Source organism: Marivita sp. (genome assembly GCF_017643905.1).
In the GTDB taxonomy this organism is placed as follows: Bacteria; Pseudomonadota; Alphaproteobacteria; order Rhodobacterales; family Rhodobacteraceae; genus Marivita.
On sequence record NZ_JAEPMO010000085.1, the window covers coordinates 1 to 20,422 of the forward strand.

Genomic DNA, 20,422 nt, shown 5'->3' on the forward strand with positions numbered 1-20,422 from the left:
CCGGTCAGCGGCACCTCGGTGATCGGCGGCGCGGGCTGGCCGATGCGGGTCGAAGGCAGGCCTTGGGGGTCTTCGCGGAACATGCCGACATAGGCCAACACGGCAAACGCCCCAAAGATCACCGGCGGCAGGATCATCAAAGGCGAAACCTTGGCCATCAGCTGCTCCGCCGGTTCTCGATCTCTTCCAACGCGGCCCGCACTTTGCGGGCCCTCTGGAAGCTGACTAGCACGATCACGGCCAGAAGCACGATCGTCACCCCGTAAGAGCTGAGCACCGCAAAGGCGTATTTGCCAAGATCGGGCATCATGCCTGCCCCTCCCGCGCAAGCAGCGCCCGTGTGCGGCGGGCGCGAATCTCGGTCTGGGTGCGCAGGAAGACAAGCGCGATGAACAGCAGGACAAAGCCCGCGATGCAGACCAGCAGCGGGAACCAGAACACGTCCGAGATATTCTCTTCCTTATCAAGGCTGAGCGTCGCGCCCTGATGCAGGCCCTGGTTCCAGAAATTCACGGCATAGCGGCTGAGGATCGCAAAGACCGACCCCACCAGACAGAGGATAGAGGTCAGATCGGCTGCGGTGTCGTCATTCTCGATCGCTTCCCACAATGCCATGTAACCGAGGTAGAACAGGAACAGGATCAGGAACGATGTCAGACGCGGATCCCACGCCCACCATGTGCCCCACATCGGCTGCCCCCAAAACGCCCCGGTCGCCAGCGCGATCATGGTCATCACGGCGCCCACCGGAGCGGCGGCGCGGGCAGCAAGGGCGGACACGTGGTGCCGCCGCACGATCCAGATCAGAGAGGCGACGAGCATCATCAGCCAAGCGTTGATCGCCATCAGTGCCGAGGGCACGTGGATATAGATGATCTTGACAGTCGACCCCTGCCGGAAGTCATTGGGCGTAAAGAAAAAGCCCCAGACCAGACCGGTCACAAGGCAGATACCCGTCAACGCCCATACCCATGGCAACACCTTGTCGGTGGTGCGGATGAACTTCACAGGATTTGCGTATTCCCACAATGACATGACAGTCAGGTAGGCGGTTTTTCAGGCGTCTTCAATTCAAAAAATCGCATAGGACGTGTTACCGCAGATTGATCCGCAGCACGGCAGCACTGGCGAAGGGCAAAAGCGCGATCACGCCAAAGCTGATCCCCGCCAGAAGCAGGAGCGGCGTCTGCACGCCCAGCCCCTCTGCGCCGCGCCGGGCGACCTCGGCGCCGAAGATCAGCGTCGGCACATAAAGCGGCAGCACGAGCAGCGACATGAGCAGCCCGCCGCGTTTGATCCCGACAGTCAGCGCCGCGCCAAACGTGCCGATCACGCTGAGCGCCGGGGTGCCGACCGCAAGACTAATCACCACCCACTGATAAGCCGGGACAGGCAGACTGAGCAGCACGCCCAGGACGGGCGCAGCAAAGACCAAAGGCAGGCCCGTGGTGATCCAATGCGCCAGTGCCTTGACCGACACGATCCCCTCCATCGGCAATGGGGCTGTGGCCAGCAGGTCAAGCGACCCGTCCTCCCAATCCAGCGCAAAGATGCGATCAAGCGACAAGAGACAGGCCAGCAGCGCGCCGATCCACAGGATACCGGGCGCGATGCGCGACAGCAGTTCGGTCTGCGGGCCAACGCCGAAAGGCACCAGAACCGTCACAATCAGAAAAAACGCCAACCCAAGGCCAAAGCCGCCGCCAGCGCGGATCGCCAGCATCAGGTCGCGGGTGAGCAGTGCCCTCACAGAAACGCCTCATCCATCTGGCGCGTGCGTGGCGCCGCCTTGAACGGTGTCAGGTCCAGCACGCGGGCCTCGGCCAGCCCAAGGTCGATATGGGTGGCCATCAACGCGCTGCCGCCCGTGTGCAGATGTCCACGCACCACCTCGGCAAACAGCGCGACAGAGGCCACGTCAAGCGACACTGTCGGTTCGTCCAGTATCCAGATCGGGCGTCCGGTGACCATAAGCCGCGCCAGACCAAGACGGCGTTTCTGGCCGGCAGACAGCGTGCCCGCCATGCGGCCGCGCAGCTCGGTCAGGTCAAAGGCCACCAGCGCCGGTTCGATGTCCGACAGGCCAAAGACCGAGGCCCAGAATTTCAGGTTCTCGGTGACACTCAGCATCGCCTTGAGGCCATCGGAATGGGCCGCATAGGCGATCTGGTCTTCCGCGCCTGTCACTGTGCCGGTTTCGGGGGGCTGCAACCCCGCGACACTGCGCAAGAGGGTTGTCTTGCCAACGCCATTGGGTCCGCGCAGCACCAATGCTTCGCCCGGAGCAAGCTCAAAGGACACCCCCTCCAGGATTGCAAGACCCCCACGGGTCACAGCCAGATCGCGTACGCACAACACCATGGCCCCGGCTTAGACCAAGCCCGACGCGGGCAAAAGCGCGAAAGTGTCGCTTTTCGGGGATCGCTAGGGACTTAACGCGGCGCGTGGCCGCTTGGTGCGACTTTCCGTCAACGGAAAGCCATGATGCGTCGACGCATCATGCACCCGCCCCAACCGGCAGAAGTGCGAGGGCAACCCTGCGGCCCTCGGACAAAAGCACATTGTAGGTCCGGCAGGCGGCGGGCGAATTCATCACTTCAACCCCAATCCCCCGCGATTCCAACACATCGCGCAACGCGGCCGGAATATGGGCGATGTCGCCACCTGTCCCGATGAACAACACGTCCACCTTGCCCTCAAAGGCCAGAAGCGTGTCTGCGTCTTCATAACCCGCCCAGGACTTTGTTCCGTCCGGGCCGGTCACCAATGGCGCCGTGTGCTTCGTTCCGCCGATGCGGAAAAACTCCGCGCCATAGCCTTCGATCGGATGCGCGTCGGTATAAACGACTTCGTTCAAACGCATGCAGACTTCCTTCCCGTTACATCTGGTCCCAGATAGGCACGCCCGCCAGCGTGGCAAGGCCGATGATGGCATAGGCGACGACCCTGTAGAACCGTTCCCATTCGGGGCGGAACAGCGCCTGCCCGATCAGCGCGCCCACACCATAGGGCACAAGCAGCACTGTCCCAAGGGCCACCGCCTGCGCCGTCAGCACGCCTTGTGCGGCCATCAAGGGCAGCACCAGCAGACTGGTCGCTGTCAGGAACACCACCGTGGTTGCGCGGGTCGTGGAGATGCTGTCACGGCCAGCCAATTGGAACAGCACCATGATCGGTCCCATCAAGCCACTCAACCCTCCGACAAACCCCGCGGCACCGCCGATGATGATCCGTGTTCCGGTGGTCGGCTCTACCCGGTATCGCCACCCCGCGACAAGCGCCGCCAGCGTCACCGCGCAGAAAACCACCACGGCCCACCGGATCGCCGTCACATCCGCCATCCGAAGCACCCAGATGCCCAGTGACGCCGAAACGGCGGCCGACAGGATCAGTACGGTGACCGCCTTGCGATTCACCAGCGGCCACGCTCTTGGAAAGATTGTGACCAGCGAAGACAGGGACGATACGGAGAACGCCGCGATCGCCATCACAGGTGAGATAAAGATCACTGACACGGGCATGTAGATCAGCGCGGCACCGAAGCCTGCAAAGCCATAGACGATGCCGGCGACAATGGTGATCAGGACAAGCCAAACAAGCCCCGGCGTCGCCACCGCGGCCTGAAGGGTGTCAAGCATCAACATTGGCAAACTGGTTGCCAGTTGTGTCCGTCGGTTTGGTCCAGTCGCGTTTGACGCCCAGCCAGAGCAGGATCGCGGACGCCACGAAGATCGACGAATAGGTGCCAACGATCACACCCCAGATCATCGCAAAAACGAAGCCCCGGATCACGTCACCGCCCAATGCGAACAGCGCAATCAGCGCCAGAAGCGTTGTGGCCGAAGTCATGAAAGTCCGGCTCAGGGTTTCGTTGATCGAAATGTTGAGCACCTCTTTGAGGTCCTTCTTCTTGTATTTGATCAGGTTCTCCCGCACCCGGTCGAAGACGACAACAGTGTCGTTGAGCGAATAACCTACGATGGTCAGCAGCGCCGCGATGATGGCAAGGTCAAACTTGATCTGCAGTTCGGAAAAGATCCCGATGGTCAGGATGACGTCATGCACCAGCGCGATCACCGCGCCCAGGGCGAACTGCCATTCGAACCGCAGCCAGATGTAGATCAACACCGCGCCAATCGCGAGGACCACCGCGATGGCGGCGGTCTGGATCAATTCGCCGGACACTTTGGGGCCGACGGATTCAACGGACACGAATTTGATGTCCGGTCGCACCTCGACCAGCGCCGCCTCAACCGCTGCGATCACCTCGGTGCTGACCGCCTCTTCGCCGTCCTGCGCCTGAATGCGCACCATGGCGACGTTTTGTTCGGGACCAAAGGTCGGATCGAACACCTCGGAGATCGTGATGTCCCCGAGATCAAGCGCGCCGATAGCCTCGCGGTAGACACCCACATCCACTGGCAGCGGGCTTTCCGTACGGATCGTCGTGCCGCCACGGAAGTCGATGCCGTAGTTCAAACCTTGCAGCAGGAACGACCCGAAGGAAATCACCATCAGCACGGCAGAGATGCCAAACCACAGCTTCCACCGCTGAAAGAAGTCGAAATTCGTGTTCTCTTTGACCAGTCGCAAACGCATATCAGACCTCAATCGTCTTGGGGCGACGGCGTTCGAACCAGATCACGATCAGAAGCCGGGTAACAAAAATGGCGGTAAAGACCGAGGTCAGAATGCCAAGGCCCAGCGTGATCGCGAACCCTCGCACCGGACCAGAGCCCATGACGAACAGGATCACCGCCGTGATGAAGGTGGTGATGTTGGCGTCCAGAATGGCCGAGAGCGCCTTTTCGTAGCCCAGTTCTATGGCCCGCGCCGGGCCTTTGGCGGTTTTCAGCTCTTCTCGAATCCGCTCGAAGATCAGCACGTTGTCGTCCACCGCCATACCCACTGTCAGAACGATGCCCGCGATGCCGGGCAATGTCAGCGTCGCCCCGATCAGGCTGAGCATACCGAAGATCATCGCAATGTTTATCACCAGTGCGATGTTGGCGAAAACACCGAAGAGCCCATAGCTGAGCGCCATGAAGACCAATACCGCGACAAAGGCCACAAGCGTCGCAATGCGACCGGCGTCGATGCTGTCCTGACCAAGCTCGGGACCAATGGTCCGTTCCTCAAGGAAGTCCAGCCCCGCAGGCAAGGCCCCTGCCCGCAACAACACCGCCAGTTGGGTGCTTTCTTCAACCGAGAAACTGCCGGTGATGATGCCCGATCCGCCTGGGATATGGCTTTGGATCACTGGGGCACTGATCACCTCGTTGTCGAGCACGATGGCAAAGGGATTACCGATATTCGCCGCAGTGTAATCGCCGAACTTGCGCGCGCCTGTCGGGTTGAAGCGGAAATTCACCGCCGGACGACCATTCTGATCAAAAGCAGGTTGGGCATCCACCAGCTCTTCGCCGGTCACCACAGGCGCTTGTTCGAGGATATAGAACACACCCGTCTCGTCCAAGGACGGCAGAACTTCGTTACCGACACCGGGGGCCGTGTTCGCGTCGTCCGTACGTCCAATCACCGGCTGGAAGGTCAGTTGCGCCGTTGTGCCGATGATCTCTTTGAGTTCTGCGGCCGACCCGATACCGGGCACCTGGATCAGGATACGGTCGGTGCCCTGCCGCTGGATCGTCGGTTCGCGGGTGCCCACCTCGTCAATGCGGCGGCGGATGATCTCAAGACTCTGCTGCATCGTACGTTCATCGGTGGCGATCTGCTCGGCCTCCGACAGGGTGACAACGATATCCGCCCCTTCGGCGCGCACGTCGAGATCGTCGCTCAACGCGCCAGTCAGGGAGACCACTGGCTGGGCCAATCCGCCGACCAGTTCAAGCGCGCGCGCCATGCCCTCGGGTTGCGAAATGCGAACGCGGAGTTCGCCATTTGCCGACGGCTGCAAGCGGATCGTGCCGACCGTGTCGCGTTCGGGGCGCAGAATATCCCGCACTTCGGGCCAGAGCGCCTCAAGCCGTGCGGCGTAGACATCCTCAACCTGCACTTCGGCCAGGAGATGCGCCCCGCCGCGCAAGTCCAGACCAAGGTTTACCAGTCCGGACGGCAGGAACGACGGCCAGGACGCGCTTTGCTCAAGCAGTTCGGGTGTTTCGCCCGACACTTCGATCGCGGCAACCGCGTCGTTATGTTGTTCGACGCGGGGGTAAAACAGATTGGGCAGCGCCAGAACCAGCCCCACCGCAACGGTGGTCCAGATCAGGAGGCGCTTCCAGAGGTCGATCTGAAGCATGAGCGAACGGGTCCGATGCGGGCTGTGGTCAGGAGTGGATCAGGTGTTGGCAGGTTCGGTCTTGGACACAACCGTCGCGATGGTGTTCTGAACCACGCGAACCTTGACGCCCTCGGCAATCTCGACGTCCAACTCATTGTTTTCCTTGACCTTGACCACCTTGCCGATCAACCCGCCTTGGGTGATGACAACATCGCCACGGCGCAGGCCTTCGACCATCTTCTGGTGCTCTTTCATCTTCTTCTGCTGCGGACGGATCAGCAGGAAATACATGATCGCGAAAATCAGAATTAGCGGTACAAACTGGGCGATTGCGTTGCCGTCCATGGGCGTGCTCCTTAGAAGATGGCGGGGCACCCCCCCGCGTGATCTGGCCGTAAATTTGGGCGGAACCTATGTTGCCGGGTCCGGCTTTGCAAGGCAGGTTCGGCCGTCCGCGACAACGCCGATGTCGCATGCCAAACCGCCCCTGACCTTTCGCGAAAATCACACGGACGTTTGACCTGTCGCATTGTGGGATCCGCTGGATTGGGCCTTACATGTCATCCATGAAACCCCTGCTGACCCTTTTAATGATGCTTTGGACTGGTGCTTTGGCCGCGCAAGAACTTCCGGTCCTGCCCATCGAGGACCACACAGCATGGCAGGCCGTAGGCCGCGTCAACGCATCTGGCTTCCGAACGCGCGAGATGTGTACGGGTACGCTGATTGCGCCCGACAGAGTGCTGACCGCCGCCCATTGCGTGGCCGGAACCGACGGGCTGGGGCCGCTTCCACATGAGTTCACCTTTGTCGCGGGATGGCTGCAAGGCACCGCGGTGGACAGCGTGGCAGGCGCGTCGATCTGGATCCATCCCCGCGCCTATTCCGAGGGACAGCTTGATGTCCGCTTTGATCTGGCCGTTTTGACGCTGGAACACCCGGCGTTCGTCGCACCTCTGCCGCTTCATTTCACAGGCGCAACCGCGCCTTACGGCATTCTGGGATATTCGTCGCGCCGTCCGCACATGCTGGGAGCCGCGTTTGACTGCGATGGGCGTGAGGAATCCGCGCTTCTGCGCCTGAACTGCCCCGTCACACCCGGCAATTCCGGTGGTCCGGTGTTGGCGCGACAAGGCGAGAACTGGGCGGTCGCAGGCGTGATCAGCGCCATGGGACAAAGCGGTGCTTTGGCGGTACCTGTGTCGCGCCTCCAGTCTCCCTGACCCCCTACCAAAGCCCGGCATTCCGGTGCATAAGGCCGCCCATCACTGTTGCGAGTCAGAAGGACAAGACCCATGCATGACATCCGAGCCATCCGCGAGAACCCTGCTGCGTTCGACGCAGCGCTGTCGCGCCGTGGATTGGAACAGGTCTCGTCCGAAATCCTGCGCATCGACGAAGCCCGCCGCGCAGCGATCCTCGCCGCCGAAACGGCGCAGGCCGACCAGAACAAGGCCGCCAAAGAAATCGGTCAGGCCAAGGCATCGGGGGACGAGGCTTTGTTCGCCCGTCTGCGGGACGAGGTCGCAGCCAAGAAAGCCGCCGTCGCAGAGATGCAGGCAAGCGCCAAGGACCTAGACGAGCAGCTCACCGATCTGCTTGCCGGCCTGCCGAACCTGCCCTTCGACGATGTGCCCGACGGGGCGGACGAAGCCGACAATGTGGAAATCCGCCGCTGGGGCACGCCGCGTGACTTTGATTTCCAGCCCAAGGAACATTACGAGATCACCGGCGTTCTTCCCGGAATGGACTTTGAAACCGCCGCCAAACTGTCGGGCTCGCGCTTTGTCGTGATGTCGGGCGCCGTGGCGCGGGTACATCGGGCTTTGGCGCAATTCATGCTGGACACGCACATCACCGAAAACGGACTGACCGAGACATGGACCCCAGTCCTTGTCCGGGACGACATGATGTATGGCACAGGCCAGTTGCCGAAATTCGGCGAAGACAGCTATCAGACCACCAATGGCTGGTGGCTGGTGCCCACAGCCGAAGTGACGCTGACCAACATTGTCAATGGCGTGACGGTGGACGAAGATTATCTGCCCCGCCGTTACGTTGCGCACACACAGTGTTTCCGCTCTGAGGCGGGCAGCGCCGGGCGTGACACCGCAGGCATGCTGCGCCAGCACCAGTTCGAAAAGGTCGAAATGGTGTCGATCACACATCCGGACAAAAGCCGCGAGGAACTGGACCGCATGACAGGCTGCGCGCAAAGCATCCTTGAAAAGCTGGGCCTTCCCTACCGCACTGTCGTCCTTTGTGCGGGCGATATGGGCTTCGGTGCGCGACGCACCCATGACATCGAGGTCTGGCTGCCCGGTCAGAACACCTATCGCGAGATCAGTTCCTGCTCGATCTGCGGTGACTTTCAGGCCCGCCGGATGAACGCCCGCTTCAAGCCCGCAGGCGGCGGCAAGCCGGAATTCGTCCACACGCTGAACGGCTCGGGCCTTGCGGTCGGGCGCTGCCTGATTGCCGTTCTGGAAAACGGACAGGAAGCCGACGGCTCGGTCACCCTGCCCGAAGCGCTGCATCCTTGGCTGGGTGGCAAAACACGGATCACGGCAGATGGAGTGATGGCATAGTCATGACACGGGTTTGGGCAGCACTGGTTCTGGGCGCGGCGATCCTCTTTGCCGCGTCGCCGTGGTTCACCCAAGGGTTCAACGGGTTCGAACCTGATCAATTCCCGGTGCCGCAGGACAACCCACCCGTCCAACCTGCGGGCTATGCCTTCTCCATCTGGGGCCTGATCTATCTCTGGCTCATCATCGGTGCAGGGTTTGGCCTGCTCAAGCGCAGCGACGATCCCGACTGGGCCGCGATGCGCCCGCCCTTGGTGGCCAGCCTAGCCATCGGCGCCACATGGCTGCCTGTTGCAAACCTGTCGCCAGTCGCGGCCACCGTGTTGATCCTTGCCATGCTGGCCTCGGCGTTTGTCAGCCTGTTCCGCGTTGGCGATACCGACCGCTGGTTCCAGCAAACCCCGGTGGCGATCTATGCGGGCTGGCTCACTGCCGCGTCCTCGGTATCCGTCGGATTGCTCTTGGGCGGCTACGGCGTTCTAAGCGCAACATGGGCGGCAATTGTGGCCCTGTCGATCGGCTTGGTCGTGGCGCTTGTTGCGCAATACCGCCTTCACCGCGCGCCGGAATACGGCATCACCGTGATCTGGGCATTGATCGGTGTGATCGTCGCCAATACCGGGCCGTTGAACATCGCCGTAGTCGGTCTCTGCGTGATCGGAATCATGGCGATCCTCGCCCTGCGCGGCACCGACACCGAATAAACCACAAAACAAAAAGGGCTTCGGTATCCCGAAGCCCTCACATGAGGATCGACTGGCCGATCAGTCGGCGACGAGAATCTCGGCGTCCTGCGCTGCGGTCAGCTCTTCCATGCTGACAGCGCCGTCGCCATCCGTGTCCACGGCGGCAAAAACATCTTCTGTCAGGTCAGGGTAAGCGACCATCAGCTCTTCCATCGAATAGCTGCCATTGCCATCCGTGTCTTCCACCGCAACCTGCGCATGCGCCAAACCGGCTGTCAGAGCGACCACGGTTCCAAGGGTTACAATTGCGTTCTTCATGATAGGTTCGAACTCCATTGCGGTTTTTGCCGCAAACAACGACTCCATGTCGTCGCGCGGAGAGATATCATCGCAAAAGCGCGCCACAAGATTCTGAAATAAAACCGTGATCCCGGATCGGCGCGGAAGCGCAGATGCTCGTTTCCGTCAACGGAAACGGTGGATGCGTCGACGCATCCACCCCCCTTATCTTAGCCCATCGCGCGCAGACGCTTGATCAGGCTCGACGTGTCCCAGCGCCCGCCGCCCAGCTTCTGCACATCCTTGTAGAACTGATCGACCAGCGCCGTGACCGGCAGGGACGCGCCCACTTCATCCGCCGTATCAAGGCAGATGCCCAAATCCTTGCGCATCCAGTCAACGGCAAAGCCGTGGTTGAACTTGTCGTCAATCATGGTCTCATAGCGGTTCGACATCTGCCATGACCCGGCAGCCCCTTGGCTGATCACCTCGACGACGGCTCGGCCATCGAGCCCCGCCTTCTCGGCGAAATGCAGCGCTTCGCTCAGACCCTGAACCAGACCCGCGATGGCGATCTGGTTGCACATCTTGGTCATCTGCCCCGCGCCGCTGTCGCCAATACGGCGGCAGATGCGCGCATAGGCGTCGATCACCGGTGCTGCGCTGTCATAAGCCGCCTGATCCGCGCCACACATCACCGAGAGCACGCCGTTCTCGGCCCCGGCCTGCCCACCTGAAATCGGCGCATCGACAAATGCGATGCCAAGATCGGCGCTGGCCTCGTACAGCTCCTTGGTGACCTTCGCCGACACCGTCGTGTGATCGACAAAGATGCTGCCTTTAGCCATGCCTGCAAACGCGCCATCGTTGCCCAAACACACGCTGCGCAGATCGTCGTCATTGCCGACGCAGGACATCACGAAATCGCAACCCGCCGCCGCCTCACGCGGAGTTGCGGCATGGGAGCCGCCATTTTGCTTGGCCCAGGCCTCGGCCTTGGCCGCTGTCCGGTTATACACCGTCACGTCATGCCCGGCTTTGACCAGATGCCCCGCCATTGGGTAGCCCATGACCCCCAAACCCAAGAATGCCACTTTCGCCATGCCGCGCGCTCCCTATCTGATGTGGTAATTTTCTGCTGCCTTTACCTGACGCCGCACCGCCCCCTTGGCAAGGGCTTGCGTGTTCGGTAGGGCAACGCTGGTATCCGCTTGAGGCCCGCAGCTCGGGCACATTTCCGGTTTGAAAGGTGAACAACGCGTGGCGCTGATCTTCAGAATTATGGTGTGGCTGACGACGGCCTCTCTCGTTCTGGGGACGATTGCCGTTGTGACGATCTATTACCTCGGCTCGCGGTCGCTCCCCGAGTATGACAACATCGTCCCGGTTGCCGGGCTGACCGCGGATGTCGAAATCCTGCGCGACAATTCCGGTGTTCCGCACATTTTCGGTATTTCCGACCGCGACGTGTTTTTCGCGCTTGGCTATGCTCACGCTCAGGACAGGTTGTGGCAGATGACGCTGATGCGGCGGACAGCGCAGGGGCGTTTGTCCGAACTGTTCGGATCGCGCACCGTGGAAACGGACAAACTGTTGCGACGGCTGGATATCTACCCCCGCGCTGTTCAATCGGTCGAAGCGCAGGACGACCGCACCCGCGATGCGCTTGCCGCCTATTCTGCAGGTGTGAACGCGCGGATTGCAGAGATCAACCGCGACAGCCTTGGCAGGGGTGCGCCGGAATTCTTCGTGTTCAACGCACCATTGGCCCCTTGGCAACCGGCGGACTCGATCGCATTGGTCAAGCTGATGGCGCTGCAGCTTTCCAGCCATTTGCGCGAAGAGGTGCTGCGCGCACGCACATCGCTTCTGTTGCCCGATGAAAACCGGCTGGCCGACATCCTGCCCGACATCCCCGGTGCGGGTGTGGCGGCCCTGCCCGAATACGCCCAGCTTGTTCCCGGAGTGTCCAGAGAGACCCAGTTCGCACAGACCGGCCCCGATCCGATGTTCTGGCCCGTGGCCCCGCGCGGGCTGGCGGGTGCCTCGAACGCATGGGCGGCGGACGAAACCCGCTCGGCCACGGGATCAACGCTGATGGCGAACGATCCACACCTGCAATTCACCGCTCCGGCGACATGGTATCTGGCCCGGCTGCAACTGTCCTCAGGTGGCGTGATCGGAGCCACGATCCCCGGAGTTCCGACGATCATGGCGGGACGGTCCGACTCTATCGCCTGGGGTCTGACATCGTCTTATCTCGACGATCAGGACCTCTTCATTGAAGAGTTGAACCCTGACAACCGCGAACAATATCGCACGCCGGAGGGCTACAAGGATTTCGTCACCCGACGCTCGATCATCGAGATCAAGGATGCCGAACCGGTCACCCTGACCCTGCGATGGACCGACAATGGTCCGGTGTTGCCCAGCACACAGTTTGGTCTCGCGTCGATCACGCCCCCCGACCATGTGGCCGCGCTCAGCTGGACCGCCCTCAGTCCTCGGGACACGTCGATGTCCGCTGCTATCGCGCTGATGTATGCGCAATCGGTGGAAGATGCGCTCGAGGTGTCCAAAGCCTATATTGCGCCGTCCCAGAACCTGACGGTGATCGACGGCGACAGCATCGCGATGAAGCTCATCGGAGCCATGCCCCGCCGTGATGCCGCCCACCAGAGCCAGGGCCGGATGCCATCGCTTGGCTGGCGCAGCGAGAACCGCTGGCAAGGCGTGTTCCCCGACGACTCGAACCCCGTCTTCCTGAACCCGGTCGGCGGGATTGTCGGAAACACCAACAATAAGACCGTCGACCGCCCCTTCCCGCTCCATGTCAGCTTTGACTGGGGCGACAGCCAGCGTGTGATGCGCTGGCAAAGGCTGATGCAGGGCCGTGAAGTGCACACCCGCGACAGCTTCATCGAGGCACAGCTCGACACCGTGTCCATCACCGCCCGTGCCCTGCTGCCCCTGATCGGTGCGGACCTGTGGTTTACTGGCGAAGCCGCCCCGGAAGGCACGCCGGAACGCCTGCGCCAGCGCGCGCTCGACCTGCTCGCCAACTGGAACGGCGAGATGAATGAACACCTGCCGGAGCCGCTGATTTACTCGGCATGGCTTCGTGCGCTTCAGGAACGGCTGATCCGCGACGATCTTGGCCCACTCGCGTCCGAGTTCACACGAGTTGAGCCGCTGTTCATCGAACGGGTCTACCGCGACGTGGACGGCGCCAGCGCATGGTGCAACGTCATTCGCTCGGCTATCGAGGAAACCTGCACCGACATCGCAAGACTGGCGCTGGACGATGCCTTGGTCTGGATTTCAGAAAACTGGGGCACGTCACTCGAGTCCCTGCGTTGGGGTGACGCGCATCAGGCAACGCATGACCACCCGGTTCTGGGCGAGGTACCGATCCTGCGGTACTTCGTGAACATCCGCCAAAGCACCTCTGGGGGCGACCACACGCTCATGCGCGGGCGCGGCGCGGGCGAAGGCCCCAACCCATTCCTGAATGTGCATGGCGCGGCCTATCGCGGTGTCTATGACTTTGCAGACCCCGACAGTTCGGTCTTCATCCTGTCCACCGGCCAGTCCGGTCATTTCCTGTCCCGCCACTACGACGATCTTGGCACGCTCTGGCGGCGCGGCGAATACATCCCCATGTCGCTTGACGTGAACCTTGCCCGCGCAGCGTCTGTCGGCGTAACGCGGCTGGTGCGCGAGTAGAACAGCGAAAACCCTCACTCAATGGCCGTCATACGAAAGCGTTGGTTTGGCCAATTCTTATTGTGCCGTGTTACATTCGCTTATGTAGGCGGCTCGATCTGGCTAAGTAGCATATTCACTGTGCTATTGAGAACATTCCCCAATCCGATCGGTTGCACATTCCTGTTACCGAGTGTTCATCCAAGAATACCGAGATGTTCCGTATCAAATGAATTTTCAATTCTTTCGATGTAGGCTTGCGGAATGTCGCGGAACAAACCTTTTTCACGATAACGATTTACCTCAACTTCATCTGCTTCGAACAGTGCGATTCCCAATCGACAGATATCGTCTCGCGCAAATTTGTGTTCTTCTATCCAGCGCATTTGCGCCACCTCATGTCTAAGCAAAGCTTCTCCGTCTCTGCGTTTGTAGGCAAATCTCTTAAAGAAAGACTCCCGACCTGAGTACTGATAATGGCCAACGAATCCGGACTCCCATGGCATATTGAAGCGAATGACTTCAAATTCACTTTTCCTTATGGCTCCATGTATGCCCTGAAAAAGGTTAGGTCGATTTCTGACAAACGACTTTCCATGATAGTAATTCGCGAGGCCAAGCGCCAAGAAAGGTTGGATAAAATCCGGGTAGTTGGACAGTGCCGCCTGATCCCAACAAGGTACGCGAAATGCACCTGTGTGCCATGTTACTATATCCGGGCGAGTGATCCGCTCGAAATTTTGCAAACGGATTTCGGTGACATCAGAAGGCAAATAATCGAGCAAGTCAGCGAGATCCTGCTCCAAATGAAGGAACTCGTCGGTGTCGATGTGCAAAAACCAATCGCTCTTGAATATTGCGCGTGCGACTTTCAAATTCACGAACTGTCTTTCAGGTACAGTTTTCGGCTTGCCCTTCAGTTTCTGCCAGTATCCATCATCACAAATCACATACCGAATGATCTTCTTCAAATTCTCAAATTCGCTCTGAGAATATATGTCTGGATTATCCAAGAAATATATTGGACGGGAGGCCCCCTGAGATATCAAATGACCGGCATGTCCAAGTATATTCCACGCTGGAGCATTCGTTGTTGTCGCCGATGTCCAGGTGTGCATGGAAACTCAACTTTTTCTTCACTCAATCTGATCCAGCAACCTTACTGTTGACCTCCACATCCTGCAAGATGATCAAGCCGATGTGCACAATTATAGGCTGAGATCGCCATTCCGAACCCAGCCAATTGTGCAGGGTCACTGAAATCTCTGGACACGCCGGAAAAATATTTCGTACTGTCGACGCGATGCTTCAACAAGAAGTCCAGCGCATTGCCTTAAGACACAACTATACAATCAAAAATGTCGTGTAAGGAACTGACAATCCGAATTGTTTTCGCGGCAGGTCCGAAACCAAAAGGCGCAGCGAAAACAATACATTTTGGCGTGACCATACCCAAAACCACCCAGTCAATTCAGTATAAGGCCAAATCTACTTTACGAGTACTTCAATGTCTCGAACTGCCGCGCGTCCTTCGCTGACCAGCGAACTCGTACCGTGTATCCTGTATCGGTCTGAATTTCTTCTTCCACCAGCGCCTTGTCAAACAGCCATGCGCGTTTGCGGCCTTCGTCAAAGGTCAGATGCAGCGTGTCTTCGCGGCGGTCCCCTTCAAGGATGCGGTTGACCGCTGCCAGAAGCGCATCGAGCCCGTCGCCCGTCAATGCCGAAGTTGCAAATACGCTTTCGTCCCGTTCGGCGCGCGCAACCGCTGCGACTCGGTCTTCCTCCGGCATCGCGTCGATCTTGTTCCAGACTTCCAGAAGCGGCGTGGTCCCCGTCACGCCAAGCGAGCTGAGGATCTCGCGCACGTCCTTGGCCTGCTCTTCCGTCGCCGCATGGCTGATGTCGCGGACGTGCAGGATAAGATCAGCGGCCAGCACCTCTTCAAGCGTGGCACGAAATGCAGCAACCAGTTCTGTCGGCAGATCGCTGATGAACCCCACCGTATCCGACAGGATAACGTCCGGCCCGTCCGGGAGCTTGACCGACCGCATGGTTGGGTCAAGCGTGGCAAAAAGCATGTCCTTTGCCATCACATCGGCCCCGGTCAGCCGATTGAACAGCGTCGATTTCCCAGCGTTGGTGTAGCCGACCAAAGCCACAATGGGATACGGCACCTTGGCCCGCGCCGCGCGGTGCAGGCTGCGGGTCTTGACCACCTTGTCCAGCTGTCGGCGCAGGTTGACCAATTGCTCGTCAATGGCGCGGCGGTCGGCTTCGATCTGGGTTTCACCGGGTCCACCAACAAACCCAAGACCACCACGCTGTCGTTCGAGGTGGGTCCACGCCCGCACCAGCCGCGTGCGTTGATAGGTGAGTGCCGCCATCTCGACCTGCAGCACCCCTTCGCGTGTCGCGGCCCGGTCGCTGAAGATCTCAAGGATCAGACCGGTCCGATCAAGCAGTTTGACACCCCATGTCTTTTCAAGATTGCGCTGCTGCACGGGCGAGACCGGACCATCCACCAAAACCAGCTCGATTTCGTTTTCCTTGAAGATCGTTTTCAGTTCTTCGATCTTGCCCGACCCGAACAGGGCTCCGGCATGTGGCTTGGGCAAACGAACGACATTGCTGCCCTTGACTTCGAGCCCGGGCAAAGCTGCAGCCAAAGCAACCGCTTCGGCCAAAGCCGATTTTGCCGATCGACGGGACCGGTCGCTGGTGATGTCAGGATGCAGGACCCATGCCGGGGTCACATGCGCCTTGTGTTCTTTCAATTGTCGCCTTCGCCGTCATACAGATTGATCGGCTGTGCCGGCATAATCGTCGAAATGGCATGCTTGTAGACAAGCTGCGATTGGCCATCCCGGCGCAGGAGCACACAGAAGTTATCGAACCAGGTGATCACACCCTGCAATTTCACGCCGTTGATCAAGAAAACAGTCACCGGCACCTTTGTTTTGCGGACGTGATTGAGAAATGCGTCCTGAAGGTTCTGCTTATCAGATGCCATAAAATTAGCCTTTATTCTTGCTTTTGTCGCGCTGTAGGTCGTGATTTGACGTCACTATGTCTTGGCACTCACGTAAATTCCAGTGGAAAAACAAGGAATTTCGGCAAGTGTGCCGACAAGGCTCAATCGCGCCAAAGATCTGGTGTCAATATCACCACAAGTGCCAGCATTTCAAGGCGTCCCATTATCATTGCAATGGCGGCGATTGCCTTGGGTCCCGGCCCCAGTTCGATCAGCGTGAGACGCCCGGCCTGAACCACATCGACCAGGGGTCCGCAATTCGACAGATTGGCCACCGCCAGCACAAGTGACTGCTCGAACGGGATACCAAAGGCTGAAAACGCCACGGTGGTTGCCGCCAGCGTGATCGCAAAGATCATGAAGAACACCCAGGCGATAAAGGCCCCTTCCCGGCGGGTGCGGCGCGACACGAGACCCGAGCGCCCAACGGAAGAGGGATGGACCAGACGATCCACCTCGCGCATGCCGTTCACCAGCAGCGCAAAAACGCGCATCAGCTTGACCCCGCCCGCTGTGGTCGCAACCCCGCCGCCAATCAGCGCGAGCCCCATCAGGATGAGCCCCGGCGTTTCCAACCCCGACCAGGCCTGTGCGTCGATCCAATCGACGCTGGAATAGCCATGTGTGGTCAAGAACGACAATACAGTGAAAGCCGCGCCCCAGAACGCCCGCAAAGCCGCCAGAACGTTGTTCTGGTCGCCAATATCCAAGGCAGCCACGAAATGGCGCAGCACAAGCAGAGTTGGGATCGCAAGGACAATGGCCATACCCAGACGAAATTCAGGATCATAGAACAAACCGGCCCGCTGGGCCGTGTTGGTGTCCTTGGAAAACGTCACCCGCGACAGGGCGAACAGCAGAAACACCGCCATGATCGCTTCGCCTGCGATCCCACTCCCTGCCCCTGCCGGGCCACCGACAGGCGAAATGCCCGACGTGGACATCACGCTCATTGCATGGATCAGGGCCACGAATGGCGCGTCGCCCGCGACCAATAGCAGAACCCAAAGCGCCAGCGTCAAAAGCGCGTAGGACGGAACCAGAACAACGGCGCTTCGGGCAAGACGGCTGGCTGGGTTGGCGGTATCCCGCCGCGCGGCTCCGGCCACCACGTCCTGTCCCGGCTCCCCCAATGAGGCCACCTCGAACCCGCCAAGGTTCAACGGCGCAAGAATCGCCGCCGCCGCCACCCACATGAGCAACCCACCCATCCACGCAACCTGTGCGCGCCACAGATGCTCGGCCATCGACAGGCGTTCCGGCTCGAACAGCGGCAAGCCGGTCGTGGTCAGGCTCGACACCATATCGAGATACGCGTTCAGAAACGTCGTGGACTGGATCGATTCGTAGAAAGGCACCGCCAGAACCGCAGGCAGGATCACGAAACTCGCCAGCAGTGCCATGAGCTGTCGGATCGCATTGCGGTTGTGCGGCCGGTTCGCCAGCGCCAGTGCGACCAGCGCGCACAGGATCAGCCCCACCAAGCCCGAATAAAAGAACGACCGCGCATCCTGAAACGCCTCGGCCCAAAGCGCCACCGCCGCCGGCACGATCATCGACGCGCAGGCTATCCCCGTCAGCAACAGCAGAAACGGCAGGCGATACAGCAGCGCCATCGGATCAGAAAAAGTCGATCGACACCTGAAGCAGGCGTTCGACCTCAGGCACGTCCTTGGCCAGCGTGAAGAGCACCACCTGGTCCCCTTCTTCGATCACCATCGACCCCGTCGGGCGCTTGACCTTGCCCGCCTTGCGCACGGCACCAACCAGCACACCTTCGGGGAAATCTATGTCGCGCAGCTTCTGCCCCGCCATCGGCGAGGTCGACAGCACCTCCGCCTCGATCACCTCGGCCTCGGCATCGCCGATGGAATAGACCGCGCGCACCCGCCCGTGGCGGAAATGCTTGAGGATCGAACTCACCGTGACCGAGCGCGGGTTGATATAGGCATCGATCCCCAACGGCTCCATCAGTGGCTCCAGCGTCGGGTCATTGATCAGCGCAATCGCCATCCGGCAGCCTTCGGATTTGGCGCGCACGGCGGCCAGCATGTTGACCTTGTCGTCGTCGGTCACACACAGCACCGCATCCGCGCGCTCGATATTGGCCTCGGCCAACAGCGCCACATCCAACCCATCGCCATTCAGAACAATCGTCCGCTCCAACGCCTCGGCCGCGCGTTCCGCGATCTTGCGGTTGCGCTCGATCACCTTGACCCGCACCCGGTCGGCGCGGTGTTCGAGATCCTTCGCCACCATCAGCCCGACATTGCCGCCGCCGATGATCACCACCCGCTCCTGCTTGTGATGGGTCTTGCCGAAAATCTCCAGCGTCCGGCGCACATCCTCGATATGGGACATCACGTAACAGGAATCGCCCGCGAAGATCTGGTCGTTCGATTCCGGCGCAAAGAGCGTGCCATCGCGCCGGATGCCCACCACGATGCTCCGCAGGGTCGAGAAGAGATCGGTCAGCTGCTTCAGCGGCGTATTCACGATGGGGCAATCGTCGTCGATGGTCAGCCCCATCAGCGCCGCATCGCCATCAAGGAACTTCTCCGTATCGAACGCCGCCGGCGCGTTGAGGCGCTGCAGTGCCGCCTCGGCCACCTCCATCTCGGGGCTGATCACCACGTCGATGGGCATGTGATCGCGGCGGTAGAGGTCGGAATAGATCGCCGTCAGATAGGATTTCGACCGCAGCCGCGCGATCTTGCGCGGGATCGAGAACACCGAGTGCGCCACCTGGCAGGTCACCATGTTGACCTCGTCCGAATGGGTCGCCGCGATGATCATGTCCGCGTCCCGCGCCCCCGCCTGGTCGAGCACATCCGGATACGAGGCGAACCCCGCGATCCCCTGCACATCCAGCGCATCCGTCGCCCGGCGCACCAGATCGGGGTTGCTGTCGACCACGGTGACGTCATTGCGCTCCCCCGAGAGGTGCCGCGCGATCTGCCAGCCGACCTGACCTGCTCCGCAGATGATAACCTTCATGTCCCGCAGCCCGCCGCCGGGCCCCTTGGCTGTGTCGCAGCCTTCTCAATGGCAGAGGTCCGGGGTGGGGTCAATTGCAGAGGAATAAGGAGCCGCCGACAGACTTCTGCAGTGCCCACTTGTGCAACAATGTGTGCAAGCACATCAGCAACGCCCCACTCAAAACCATTACGGCTTAGCTTTCTGCGAGACTCGGCATGCTCAGGCTAGTCAGATTTAGTGACGATGCCCACAAAAGAACCGAAGTCTAGTACTGACACAACGCTCAACACACTGAATTTTAAGTAAAATATACGTGGAGGCCCCAACACTCTTGTTGAGACCTCCTTCGTAACTTAGAAAAATTTTACGACCCGAGAGCCGCCGAGAAGCATTCTAGATTTATTGTCAGTCATCTGCTCACCTCATGTTGCAGTAGTTATGATTACACGCAAATCTTGCGATTTTTTCAACTGATTTGTGGCCCAAACAAGGGTTTTGTACCCCGCTGGACATCTTTCCATGTGCGCAGCTGTTGCGCTTCTCTCTTCGCCAACCACCTCTGTCACACCCTCTAATTCTTCAGGAACCTCAACATTCAGTTTCTTGATGACCTCCTCGTCCCCTTTGATGAGCCTAAAGTTGCAACTATTTGGAACATGCAAGCATATTTCGGCTCGCTCAGCCTTGTCTGCTTGATTAACCATCAAAGAAAGGTAATCGTTCCCCTTGTCACGAAGTGGGCCCATCACATCCCGCTCTCTCTGTTTCAGGCGGTGTCAGCAAATTGTGTTGGCGCGAGGGCCTGAAGCGAGCAGCAGCCTGAGCGCATCAAGGTAGGAGCGGTCCGCGTTGTTCCGGGCGGCATGCCATCGGCCGTAGGCGGCAAGGTTCTTCGATGCGGGTCCGC

The 20,422-nt window shown here is 60.0% G+C and carries 21 protein-coding genes and 1 pseudogene; 4 read left to right on the forward strand and 18 right to left on the reverse strand.

Annotation, left to right across the window (positions count from 1 at the left end):
* The 10 genes and pseudogenes from JJ869_RS14110 to yajC form a co-directional block, all read right to left on the reverse strand.
* A pseudogene (locus JJ869_RS14110) lies at positions 1 to 158 on the reverse strand (DsbE family thiol:disulfide interchange protein); the annotation flags it as partial.
* Positions 158 to 310 carry a heme exporter protein CcmD gene (gene ccmD / locus JJ869_RS14115; protein ID WP_292268028.1) on the reverse strand — a complete coding sequence of 51 codons (153 nt, stop codon included), beginning with the start codon at positions 308 to 310 and terminating at the stop codon, positions 158 to 160. The pseudogene JJ869_RS14110 and the gene ccmD, both read right to left, overlap by 1 nt.
* A complete protein-coding gene (locus JJ869_RS14120; RefSeq protein WP_292268029.1) occupies positions 307 to 1,035 on the reverse strand; it encodes a heme ABC transporter permease in 729 nt (242 codons plus the stop codon). Before JJ869_RS14120 ends, ccmD begins: the two co-directional genes overlap by 4 nt.
* 58 nt (positions 1,036 to 1,093) lie before the next feature.
* A complete protein-coding gene (gene ccmB, locus JJ869_RS14125) occupies positions 1,094 to 1,750 on the reverse strand; it encodes a heme exporter protein CcmB (protein ID WP_292268030.1) in 657 nt (218 codons plus the stop codon).
* On the reverse strand, positions 1,747 to 2,361 hold the full coding sequence (ccmA, locus tag JJ869_RS14130; RefSeq protein ID WP_292268031.1) for a heme ABC exporter ATP-binding protein CcmA: 615 nt from the start codon (positions 2,359 to 2,361) through the stop codon (positions 1,747 to 1,749). Before ccmA ends, ccmB begins: the two co-directional genes overlap by 4 nt.
* Before the next feature lie 136 nt (positions 2,362 to 2,497).
* On the reverse strand, positions 2,498 to 2,863 hold the full coding sequence (locus tag JJ869_RS14135) for an Mth938-like domain-containing protein (protein WP_292268032.1): 366 nt from the start codon (positions 2,861 to 2,863) through the stop codon (positions 2,498 to 2,500).
* A gap of 16 nt (positions 2,864 to 2,879) precedes the next feature.
* Positions 2,880 to 3,638 (reverse strand): sulfite exporter TauE/SafE family protein, encoded by a 759-nt coding sequence (locus JJ869_RS14140; RefSeq protein WP_292268033.1) that lies wholly within the window; start codon positions 3,636 to 3,638, stop codon positions 2,880 to 2,882.
* Positions 3,631 to 4,599: a protein translocase subunit SecF gene (gene secF, locus JJ869_RS14145; protein WP_292268034.1), complete on the reverse strand. Its 969-nt coding sequence runs from the start codon at positions 4,597 to 4,599 to the stop codon at positions 3,631 to 3,633. Before secF ends, JJ869_RS14140 begins: the two co-directional genes overlap by 8 nt.
* 1 nt (position 4,600) lies before the next feature.
* Positions 4,601 to 6,262, reverse strand: coding sequence for a protein translocase subunit SecD (gene secD, locus JJ869_RS14150; protein WP_292268035.1), 1,662 nt, complete (start codon positions 6,260 to 6,262; stop codon positions 4,601 to 4,603).
* A 39-nt stretch (positions 6,263 to 6,301) separates the two neighbouring features.
* Positions 6,302 to 6,589: a preprotein translocase subunit YajC gene (gene yajC, locus JJ869_RS14155; protein ID WP_292268036.1), complete on the reverse strand. Its 288-nt coding sequence runs from the start codon at positions 6,587 to 6,589 to the stop codon at positions 6,302 to 6,304.
* Positions 6,590 to 6,834: 245 nt separating this feature from the next.
* Here yajC and JJ869_RS14160 point away from each other — a divergent pair, with 245 nt between their 5' ends.
* From JJ869_RS14160 to JJ869_RS14170, 3 genes are all read left to right on the forward strand, one after another.
* The gene (locus tag JJ869_RS14160) at positions 6,835 to 7,467 is read left to right on the forward strand and encodes a trypsin-like serine protease (protein ID WP_292268038.1); all 633 of its coding nucleotides are present in this window, start codon (positions 6,835 to 6,837) and stop codon (positions 7,465 to 7,467) included.
* Positions 7,468 to 7,539: 72 nt separating this feature from the next.
* Positions 7,540 to 8,832, forward strand: a complete 1,293-nt coding sequence (serS, locus tag JJ869_RS14165; protein WP_292268040.1) for a serine--tRNA ligase — start codon at positions 7,540 to 7,542, stop codon at positions 8,830 to 8,832.
* 2 nt (positions 8,833 to 8,834) lie between these two features.
* Entirely contained in the window at positions 8,835 to 9,536 is a 702-nt protein-coding gene (locus JJ869_RS14170) for a hypothetical protein (protein ID WP_292268042.1), read from the forward strand.
* A gap of 60 nt (positions 9,537 to 9,596) precedes the next feature.
* Here JJ869_RS14170 and JJ869_RS14175 read toward each other — a convergent pair whose 3' ends face one another.
* Positions 9,597 to 9,836, reverse strand: a complete 240-nt coding sequence (locus tag JJ869_RS14175; RefSeq protein ID WP_292268044.1) for an EF-hand domain-containing protein — start codon at positions 9,834 to 9,836, stop codon at positions 9,597 to 9,599.
* A gap of 191 nt (positions 9,837 to 10,027) precedes the next feature.
* A complete protein-coding gene (locus JJ869_RS14180) occupies positions 10,028 to 10,900 on the reverse strand; it encodes an NAD(P)-dependent oxidoreductase (RefSeq protein WP_292268046.1) in 873 nt (290 codons plus the stop codon).
* Positions 10,901 to 11,057: 157 nt separating this feature from the next.
* Between JJ869_RS14180 and JJ869_RS14185 the strand changes: the two genes are divergently transcribed.
* Positions 11,058 to 13,523, forward strand: a complete 2,466-nt coding sequence (locus JJ869_RS14185; protein ID WP_292268048.1) for a penicillin acylase family protein — start codon at positions 11,058 to 11,060, stop codon at positions 13,521 to 13,523.
* A 176-nt stretch (positions 13,524 to 13,699) separates the two neighbouring features.
* Here the strand turns inward: JJ869_RS14185 and JJ869_RS14190 are convergent, their stop codons facing one another.
* The 6 genes from JJ869_RS14190 to JJ869_RS14215 form a co-directional block, all read right to left on the reverse strand.
* Complete coding sequence (locus tag JJ869_RS14190; RefSeq protein ID WP_292268050.1) at positions 13,700 to 14,620, reverse strand: hypothetical protein; 921 nt, start codon at positions 14,618 to 14,620, stop codon at positions 13,700 to 13,702.
* A 375-nt stretch (positions 14,621 to 14,995) separates the two neighbouring features.
* Positions 14,996 to 16,258 carry a GTPase HflX gene (gene hflX / locus JJ869_RS14195; protein WP_292268060.1) on the reverse strand — a complete coding sequence of 421 codons (1,263 nt, stop codon included), beginning with the start codon at positions 16,256 to 16,258 and terminating at the stop codon, positions 14,996 to 14,998.
* 17 nt (positions 16,259 to 16,275) lie between these two features.
* Positions 16,276 to 16,515: an RNA chaperone Hfq gene (hfq, locus tag JJ869_RS14200; RefSeq protein WP_085629992.1), complete on the reverse strand. Its 240-nt coding sequence runs from the start codon at positions 16,513 to 16,515 to the stop codon at positions 16,276 to 16,278.
* Positions 16,516 to 16,637: 122 nt separating this feature from the next.
* Positions 16,638 to 18,152 (reverse strand): potassium transporter TrkG, encoded by a 1,515-nt coding sequence (locus JJ869_RS14205; protein ID WP_292268055.1) that lies wholly within the window; start codon positions 18,150 to 18,152, stop codon positions 16,638 to 16,640.
* Positions 18,153 to 18,156: 4 nt separating this feature from the next.
* Positions 18,157 to 19,533, reverse strand: a complete 1,377-nt coding sequence (trkA, locus tag JJ869_RS14210; protein ID WP_292268057.1) for a Trk system potassium transporter TrkA — start codon at positions 19,531 to 19,533, stop codon at positions 18,157 to 18,159.
* 404 nt (positions 19,534 to 19,937) lie between these two features.
* Positions 19,938 to 20,261 carry a hypothetical protein gene (locus tag JJ869_RS14215; protein ID WP_292268058.1) on the reverse strand — a complete coding sequence of 108 codons (324 nt, stop codon included), beginning with the start codon at positions 20,259 to 20,261 and terminating at the stop codon, positions 19,938 to 19,940.
* Between the last annotated feature and the right edge of the window lie 161 nt (positions 20,262 to 20,422).

Coding starts and splice junctions, on each gene's coding strand:
- ccmD (WP_292268028.1), bottom strand. CDS start 310: ATGATGCCCGATCTTGGCAAATACGCCTTTGCGGTGCTCAGCTCTTAC.
- JJ869_RS14120 (WP_292268029.1), bottom strand. CDS start 1,035: ATGTCATTGTGGGAATACGCAAATCCTGTGAAGTTCATCCGCACCACC.
- ccmA (WP_292268031.1), bottom strand. CDS start 2,361: ATGGTGTTGTGCGTACGCGATCTGGCTGTGACCCGTGGGGGTCTTGCA.
- JJ869_RS14135 (WP_292268032.1), bottom strand. CDS start 2,863: ATGCGTTTGAACGAAGTCGTTTATACCGACGCGCATCCGATCGAAGGC.
- JJ869_RS14140 (WP_292268033.1), bottom strand. CDS start 3,638: ATGCTTGACACCCTTCAGGCCGCGGTGGCGACGCCGGGGCTTGTTTGG.
- secF (WP_292268034.1), bottom strand. CDS start 4,599: ATGCGTTTGCGACTGGTCAAAGAGAACACGAATTTCGACTTCTTTCAG.
- secD (WP_292268035.1), bottom strand. CDS start 6,262: ATGCTTCAGATCGACCTCTGGAAGCGCCTCCTGATCTGGACCACCGTT.
- yajC (WP_292268036.1), bottom strand. CDS start 6,589: ATGGACGGCAACGCAATCGCCCAGTTTGTACCGCTAATTCTGATTTTC.
- JJ869_RS14160 (WP_292268038.1), top strand. CDS start 6,835: ATGATGCTTTGGACTGGTGCTTTGGCCGCGCAAGAACTTCCGGTCCTG.
- serS (WP_292268040.1), top strand. CDS start 7,540: ATGCATGACATCCGAGCCATCCGCGAGAACCCTGCTGCGTTCGACGCA.
- JJ869_RS14170 (WP_292268042.1), top strand. CDS start 8,835: ATGACACGGGTTTGGGCAGCACTGGTTCTGGGCGCGGCGATCCTCTTT.
- JJ869_RS14175 (WP_292268044.1), bottom strand. CDS start 9,836: ATGAAGAACGCAATTGTAACCCTTGGAACCGTGGTCGCTCTGACAGCC.
- JJ869_RS14180 (WP_292268046.1), bottom strand. CDS start 10,900: ATGGCGAAAGTGGCATTCTTGGGTTTGGGGGTCATGGGCTACCCAATG.
- JJ869_RS14190 (WP_292268050.1), bottom strand. CDS start 14,620: ATGCACACCTGGACATCGGCGACAACAACGAATGCTCCAGCGTGGAAT.
- hfq (WP_085629992.1), bottom strand. CDS start 16,515: ATGGCATCTGATAAGCAGAACCTTCAGGACGCATTTCTCAATCACGTC.
- JJ869_RS14205 (WP_292268055.1), bottom strand. CDS start 18,152: ATGGCGCTGCTGTATCGCCTGCCGTTTCTGCTGTTGCTGACGGGGATA.
- trkA (WP_292268057.1), bottom strand. CDS start 19,533: ATGAAGGTTATCATCTGCGGAGCAGGTCAGGTCGGCTGGCAGATCGCG.
- JJ869_RS14215 (WP_292268058.1), bottom strand. CDS start 20,261: ATGGGCCCACTTCGTGACAAGGGGAACGATTACCTTTCTTTGATGGTT.